Here is a 7,312-nt window from a genome sequence, read left to right as displayed (position 1 = left end):
TGCCGGGGGTGGGGGGGCGTGCTCGTTTTCTTCCCCCCCCCCTCCCCCCCCCTCCCCCCCCCCCCCCCCCCCCCCCCCCCCCCCCCCCCCCCCCCCCCCCCCCCCCCCCCCCCCCCCCCCCCCCGCGCCCGTCTTTCGCTTACGTCAGCGCACGGCGACCTGCGAGACGGCCGTCCCGCCGCCGGTGGCCTCCCACCCGGCCACGACCTTCGGACCGGCGCCCAGCGCCCGGTCCAGCGTGACCGTCACCGTCGACGTCCCCTTGCGGGGCACGGTGACGACGCGGCTGCCCGCCGTGCCCTGGCCGTCGCGGACGAACAGGTGCGCCTCGCCCCCCGCGCCGGCCCGCAGCCGCACCTTCACCGCACCCTCACCGCGCTTCGCGGAGACGGCCGCGCCGCTCTGCGACGGCCTGGCCGCGGGGCCGCCGGCCGGCGGCACGTGCACGCGGACCGCCTGCTCCAGCGACTGCGGCGAGTCCAGGCTGGACAGGGCCGTGTCGGGGATCACCGGGTCGGCCGGGGTGGTCGGCCGGTCCGCCGGCGGCTCGTACCCGGGCAGCGTCGCGATGCCCCACCGGTACGGGTCGCCCTGCACCCCGCCCCACGTCGACCAGCCGATCCGGGTCTGGCCGGTCTTGTCCTGGGTGTCGGAGTCGTACACGAGGACGTTGAGCCCGAGGTGCTCCGGATCGACGGCGGCGGGCAGCACCTCCATCGGGATGGACATCTCCACCGTGTACTCCCCTTCGGACACGGCCGAGGCCACCCGCATGCCCGGAGCGGCCTCCTCGCCCGGCCCCTGGTGGTGGTCGGCGTCCCGCAGGAAACACGGCGGGCCCTCAGTGGTCACCGGCAGCACCGCGGCCTTGAACGTCGTGGAGGTGTTCTCGGACGCGCCGCGCGGATCCAGCGTGACCTCCACGGAGTCGGTGCGCCAGTGCCGCTTGCAGTCGGACGCGGGCAGCCGCGTGCCGAGCACGTCGTCCTTCACGTGGACCAGCAGGTACAGCGTGTCGTCGCGCCAGGCGACCTTGGCCGTGCCCGAGCAGTCGGCGGCCGACGAGCAGGCGTCGCCCTCCCAGCGGCGGGAGACGTCGAGGGCGGCGCCGGAGTACTCGCCGTCGCCCTCGGCGCCGTCGACGGCGGGCGCGGAACCGGCCTGCGGGACGGTGGCCGCGGGCACGAGTTCGAGCGCCGGCCTGCTCGTGCTTGAGCCGTCCTCGCCGGTGCTGGTGGTGATGGTGTAGGAGTAGTCGCCGCCCTCGTTGGAGGTCTTCAGCGACGGGTCGGCGTTGGTGACGGTGAACGGCACGGTCGCCGACCTGCCCGCCGCCAGGTCGTCGAAGGCGGCCTCGGCCCGATCGGCGGTGAAGCCGTCGGGGAGGTCCAGGCGTACGGTGCCCGACCGGGTGGCCTGGCTCAGGTTCGTGACCACGACGCCGACCTGCCGGGAGCCGCCCGACGGCAGTGTGAGCACCGGGGTGACGAGGCCGCGCAGCTGCGGCACGCCCACCTCGGCCACCCACGTGCGGAACTGGGCGACCTGGGGGAGGGGCTGCTGCTCGCCGCGGACGGCGGGGCTGAGCTCGACCTGGCGGTCGGTGTAGCCGCGGCCCCGCTCGGTGGTCAGCGCGGCCGCGAGGCGGGCCCGCTCTCCCGCGCCGCCCTCGGGAGGCGTCACCGTGAACGTCGCCTCGCCACTGCGGCCGGGACCGAGCCTGCCGAGGTCGCCGGACCCGCTGACCCGCCAGCCGTCCGGCACGCGCAGCGCCACCGACGAGCGGCCCAGCGGCGTGCGCGGGGGAGCGGTCGCGGTGACCTCGACCGTGAACGCGGTCCCGGGGCGCACGTCGAACGTGCCGGTCCGCAGGGCGAACAGCGTGCCGAGCGGCACGGCGCCCTTCGCCCTGGTCAGCGCGCCGTCGAGGATGGCCGTGGGCGCCGCCGCCGCGTCCGTGCCCGGCTCGGGGAACGGCACCCGCGCGTCCACCTGGGTGAAGAAGTCGCACCCGAGCTGGGCGGGGTCGGCCGGGACATCGGGGAAGCCGGCCCAGCCCTGGGAGGCGTACGTACGCTGGGCGTCGCGCTCGACGGCGGCCCACGTCGCGCCCTGCGCCGCGGAGGCGCGGCCGCTCCACACGCCGTACACGTTCTGCGCAGGATTGTCCGGCCGGAACGTCGAGGCGCACTCGGGGCCGTTCCTGGAGGTGCCACGCCCGCCGCCGGTCAGCAGCCGGGCGGGAGCGAACGGACGCAGCCCTTCGCGGCTGATCTGCTCGGGGAACGCCTCGGGGTCGGCCGCCGCGTAGAACGCCTCGACGGCCAGCCGCGCGGCCAGCTGGTGGTTGCCGTGGTTGCCGGGAGTGGGGGCCGGGTCCATGGTCAGCAGGATCTCGGGTCTGGTCGTGCGGACGATCCTGACGACCTTCTCCAGCGTGTCGCCGCCCCACACCTGGTCCGTCAGCGGGGCGCTCACCGTGTAGTAGAAGTCGACGTCGTCGAGGTTGAACACCTCGCGCACGCCCGCCTTGCCCACGGCCGTGCGCTCCTCGGCCTCGCGCAGCAGGCCGAGCGCCGGGCCATCCTCGGGCCCGACCGCGTTGCCGCCGCCCTCGCCCCTGGTCACGGTGACGACGCCGGTGCGTACGCCGTGCTCCTCGTTCCACTGCCCGAGCGTCGACAGGCTGAAGGCCTCGTCGTCGGGGTGGGCGCCGACGAACAGCGCGTCGAGGTCGACAGCGGAGGCGGGGGACGCGGGGGAGTCGGGCGGGGCGGCGACGGCCGGTGCGGCCGGCAGGACGGCGAGCAGGACGGCCGCCGCCACGGCCAGCCGGCCCACGGCTGTTGGACGCATGGAACCTCCGGATGACTACTCGCGGACCGCCCCTTGGAGCAGCCCGCGGACGAAATGGCGCTGGAGGAACAGGTAGAAGATCACGACCGGCGTCGCCACGATCACCGAGCCGGCCGCGAGGAGGGTGAAGCCGGAGGTGTACTGGCCCTGGAAGAAGGCCAGACCCAGCGGGGCCGTCCGCAACGACTCGCTGGTCACCATGATCAGCGGGATGAGGAACTCGTTCCAGGTCCACATGAAGACCAGGAGGGTCAGGGTGACGACGGCGGGCCGGGCCGGCGGCAGCAGCACCCGCCACAGGATGCGCCAGCTCGACGCGCCGTCGATGCGCGCCGCCTCGACGATCGCCCGGTTGGACGCACGGAAGTACGCCCGCATCCAGAACGTGCCGAACGCCACCGACAGCGCGACCTGCGGCAACGTCATCGACCAGAACGTGTCGATCAGACCGAGCGCGCGCAGGTCGAAGTAGAGCGGGACCGCGATGGCCTCGCTCGGCATCATGATCCCGACGAGGAACAGGTAGAACAGCGCCGACTGGCCGCGAAAGCGCATGGTGCCGAACGCGTACCCGCTCATGATTGACAGAACCACGCTCACGACCACGACGAACGCCGACACCAGCAGGCTGCTGCGCAGGTAGGTGCCGAAGTGCCCGATCTCCCAGGCGGCGGCGAAGTTGCCGAGCCCGGCCGTGTCCCCGCTGTCGGCGGGGCCGAGCGCGGCCGCCAGGATCGTCACGATGGGGAAGAGCGCGAACGCGGCGAACGCCGACAGGATGACGTAGTTGGCCACCCGCTCAGCGCGCGAGATCACGTGGTGCTCCTGTCCGCGAACCGGTTGATGCCGAACGAGATGGCGAAGATCACGACGGTGAGCGTCACGCCGATCGCCGCCGCCGAGCCGACCTGGCTGAGCCCGAAGGCCCGGTGGTAGACCTCGTACGACGGCACCGACGTGGAGTCGCCCGGCCCGCCGCGCGTGGTGACGTACACCAGGTCGAACGTGCGCAGCGCGGCGATCACGGTCAGCGTCAGCGCCACCGCGATCTCCCCGCGCACCGACGGCAGCGTGACGGCGAAGAACTCCTTGACGGCCCCGGCCCCGTCGAGCCGCGCCGCCTCGTACAGCTCGCCGGGGATGCGGCTCATCCCGGCCAGCAGCAGCACGGTCACCAGCCCCGTCTCGAACCACGTGCCGACCACCCCGACCGCGGGCAGCGCGAACGTGTGGTCGCCCAGCCAGCCCCGCGTCAGCGAGTCGAGCCCGAGCGCGCCGAGCAGGCTGTTGAGCGTGCCGTCGGGGGCGTAGATGCGCCGCCAGGCGACGGCCACCACGACCATGGCGATCACCTGCGGCAGGAACACCACCGTGCGGAAGAACCCGAGCCCGCGGACCTTGGCGTGGTGGAGGATCGCCGCCAGCGCCAGCCCGATGGCCAGCGGCACGACCGCGTAGAACACGATGAGCACCAGGGCGTGCCCGAAGGCGGCCCGCAGCCCCTCGTCGGCGACGATCGCCACGTAGTTGTCCAGGCCGGCCCAGCGGCCGAGCGACAACCCGTCCCAGTCGAAGAACGACAGGTGGACCGCGCGGCCGATCGGGTAGAGCAGGAACGCCGCGTAGATCACGAACGCCGGGAGCAGGTAGAGGTAGGCGACGCGGCGCGGCTCCCCCGGGGGCCGGGCCGCGCCCGTCCGCTGGGTCACCCGTTGCTCTCAGCGAACGTCTTGTAGTCCTTCTCCAGCGTGGCCAGGAACTCCTGCGGGCTCGCCTTCTCCGCCAGCAGGTCCTGCAGCGCCGCGCCCAGCGTGTCGGCGAACGTCGGGGTGGCGTAGTCGAGGTAGGGGACCAGCCCGTTCTCCGCGGTCACCGTGCCGAACGCGGTGAAGACGTCCTGCTGCGGTCCCTCGGACACCTTCTGCGCGGCCGTGTCGGCGACGGGCAGGTTGCCGGTGTCGGTGAGCGTCTTCATCGCGTCGGCGCTGGTGATGAAGTCGATGTACGCCGCCGCCGCCTCGGGGTGCGGGCTCTTCGCCGTGATCGCGAACGGCAGGCCGGTGCCGCCGGTCGCGACGGGCGCGCCGCCGGCCGTGGCGCCCGGCGGCAGGATGAAGCCGAGGTCGTCGCCCAGGTTCTTCTGCAGGTCGGCGAGGAGCCACGTGCCCGCGATCATGAAGACCCCCTCGCCCTTGCCGAACGCCTGCCACGCCGGGTCGTAACCCTGCCCGTTGAAGCCCTTGTTGAAGTAGCCCTTGCCGACCCAGTCGACGAGCTGCTGGGCGGCCCTGGTGTTCTCGGGCGTGTTCCACGAGGCGCCCTTGCGGCCGAAGGCCAGCGTGCGGATCTGGTCGGCGGGCACCTCGCGGCTCTGCACGGTGCCGAACACGTGCACGGCCGGCCACTTGTCGAGGTTGCCCAGCTGCATCGGCACCTCGCCGGCGGCCTTGGCCTCGGCCAGCGCCGCCTGGAACTCCGCCCAGGTCTTCGGCGGCTCCAGGCCCAGCTCGGTGAGTTTGGCGGCGTTGTAGAAGATGCCGACGACCTCGCCGACCTGCGGCAGGCCGTACAGGTTGCCCTCGCCGAACAGCTTGCCGTCGGCGCTGTAGCGCGAGTAGCGCAGCACCGACTCCGGATAGCGCTCCTTCCACCCGTACGCCTCGGCGTAGGCGTCCAGCGGCAGCAGCTGGCCGGCCTTGACGAACGCGCCCATCGAGGAACGGCCGTTGTTGGCCTCCACCACGTCGGGCGGCTCGTTGCCGCTGAGCGCCAGGCGCAGGGTGGTGTTGAGGTCGTCGAAGGAGCGGGACACCCGGTTGAGCTTGATGTTGGGGTATTTCGCCTCGAACGCGGCGTTGAGCTGTTTCATCTGGGCCGCCTGCCCGCCGCGTACCTCCTGGTCCCAGACCGTGAGGGTGACGTCGCCGAGGGTGGCGGCGTCGGTGCGGACCGCCGACGCGCTCGGCTGCGAGGGGGTGGCCGCCGGCGGGGCCGAGGAGCCGGGCGCGCACGCCGTGAGGGCCAGGGCCGCCGCGGCGAGCGCGGCGAGCGTCCTGGAACCCGGCGATCTCGTGCTCCGGCCTTCTCGCGTCGGGGCGATCATGGTGTTACTCCTTCTGCGCAGGCACGCGAGACGTGGCCGGGCCCTCGTCGCCGGGGTCGTCGGACGCCTCGTGGGGGGTCTGGTGCGGCTGCGTGCCCGTGGCTCCGGGCGGCATGCCCACGTCGGCGTAGCGGGCGATGGTGGCCGCGGCGCGGCGGACCGCGCCCACCGGGACGGTGGGCACCAGCCGGTCGAGGAAGGCGTAGCGGCGGGCCAGCGAGCTGCCGTAGGCGCCGCTGTGGTCGGCCGCCGCGCGCACCTCGTGCCACCAGTCGGCGATGTCGCCCCAGCCGGGCGCGGCCAGCGAGCCGCCGAACTGCTGCACCGCGAGCCCCGCGCAGACCTGCGCGAAGGCCAGCCGGTCGGCGAGCGGCCAGCGGCACAGCGTGCCGAGCACGAGTCCGGCGCCGAAGACGTCGCCCGCGCCTGTGGGGTCGAGCGCCGTCACCCGTGGCGCGGGGACGAACGCCTCCTCGCCTGTCGTGGAGTCGATGGCCATGGCGCCGTTGGCCCCGTCGGTCACCACCGCGAGGGGGACCTTGTCGGCGATCGCGTAGAGCGCGTCGCGCGGGGTGTCGGCGCCGGTGTAGGCCATCGCCTCGATCGCGTTGGGCATGAACGCGTGGCAGAAGGAGAGCTGATCGAGCATCGACGCGGGCCAGGAGCCCGACGGGTCCCAGCCGACGTCCGCGAAGATGAGGGCGCCGTTCCGGTGGGCCGGCTCGGCCCAGTTGCTCGAGCCGCCGGGCGAGCCGAGCGGCTCGTCGGGGGAGATCGTCACGATGACCGCCCGGGAGCGGGGCGGGGAGCCGATCATCTCGGCGCTCGCCATGGGGGCGGGGTGGCCGTGCGTCACCATGCTGCGGTCGCGGTCGACCGCCATGGAGACCGTCACCGGCGAGTGCCAGTGCTCGAAGCGCCGCGACCTGGACAGGTCGACCGCCTCCTGCTCCTCGAGCGTGCGCCAGCAGAAGTCGCCGTAGTCGTCGTCGCCGAACGCGGCGGCCAGCGCGGTGCGCAGGCCCAGCCGGCTGGTCGCGATGGCCAGGTTGGCGATGCCGCCGGGGCACGAGCCCATCCCCTCGGCCCAGATCTCGGTGCCCGCGGCGGGCATGGCGGGCAGGCCGGTGAAGATGATGTCGAGGAAGACGGTGCCCGCCAGGAACACGTCGAACTGCGGACCCTCGGGGGTGCGCTCTTCGGCGAGAGGGTCGTACGCCTGGGCAGACACGGGGATGGGGCCTCCTCGACACTCCGATTGTGCGCAATCTTGCATGTTTGCTCGCGTACTTCAAGTGCTTTGCCGGTGTTTTTGCTCAGTGATGCTCACTCTTGCGCGAATTTGACTGATAG

General features: G+C 73.3%; 5 protein-coding genes. All 5 read right to left on the bottom strand.

Features of this window, described 5'->3' with window-relative positions; translation table 11 throughout:
* Positions 1-144: 144 nt before the first annotated feature.
* From ACZ6SA_RS17165 to ACZ6SA_RS17145, 5 genes are read right to left on the bottom strand one after another with little or no spacing between them, the layout of a single operon-like run.
* Positions 145-2,856 (bottom strand): sugar-binding protein, encoded by a 2,712-nt coding sequence (locus ACZ6SA_RS17165; protein ID WP_465828829.1) that lies wholly within the window; start codon positions 2,854-2,856, stop codon positions 145-147.
* 15 nt (positions 2,857-2,871) lie between these two features.
* The gene (locus ACZ6SA_RS17160; protein WP_347644428.1) at positions 2,872-3,672 is read right to left on the bottom strand and encodes a carbohydrate ABC transporter permease; all 801 of its coding nucleotides are present in this window, start codon (positions 3,670-3,672) and stop codon (positions 2,872-2,874) included.
* Positions 3,669-4,565 carry a carbohydrate ABC transporter permease gene (locus ACZ6SA_RS17155; RefSeq protein ID WP_443153409.1) on the bottom strand — a complete coding sequence of 299 codons (897 nt, stop codon included), beginning with the start codon at positions 4,563-4,565 and terminating at the stop codon, positions 3,669-3,671. Before ACZ6SA_RS17155 ends, ACZ6SA_RS17160 begins: the two co-directional genes overlap by 4 nt.
* Positions 4,562-5,959, bottom strand: a complete 1,398-nt coding sequence (locus tag ACZ6SA_RS17150; protein ID WP_347644426.1) for an extracellular solute-binding protein — start codon at positions 5,957-5,959, stop codon at positions 4,562-4,564. The genes ACZ6SA_RS17155 and ACZ6SA_RS17150 overlap by 4 nt, the downstream gene beginning before the upstream one ends.
* Positions 5,960-5,963: 4 nt before the next feature.
* Positions 5,964-7,190 (bottom strand): PfkB family carbohydrate kinase, encoded by a 1,227-nt coding sequence (locus tag ACZ6SA_RS17145; protein WP_347644425.1) that lies wholly within the window; start codon positions 7,188-7,190, stop codon positions 5,964-5,966.
* Between the last annotated feature and the right edge of the window lie 122 nt (positions 7,191-7,312).

It is taken from the genome of Nonomuraea sp. NPDC049378, from assembly GCF_055586745.1.
This window is presented reverse-complemented; position numbering and strand designations above follow the sequence as displayed.

Bases quoted from the DNA above. Each gene is read 5' to 3' on its own strand.
- ACZ6SA_RS17165 (WP_465828829.1), bottom strand. From the start codon at position 2,856: ATGCGTCCAACAGCCGTGGGCCGGCTGGCCGTGGCGGCGGCCGTCCTG.
- ACZ6SA_RS17150 (WP_347644426.1), bottom strand. From the start codon at position 5,959: ATGATCGCCCCGACGCGAGAAGGCCGGAGCACGAGATCGCCGGGTTCC.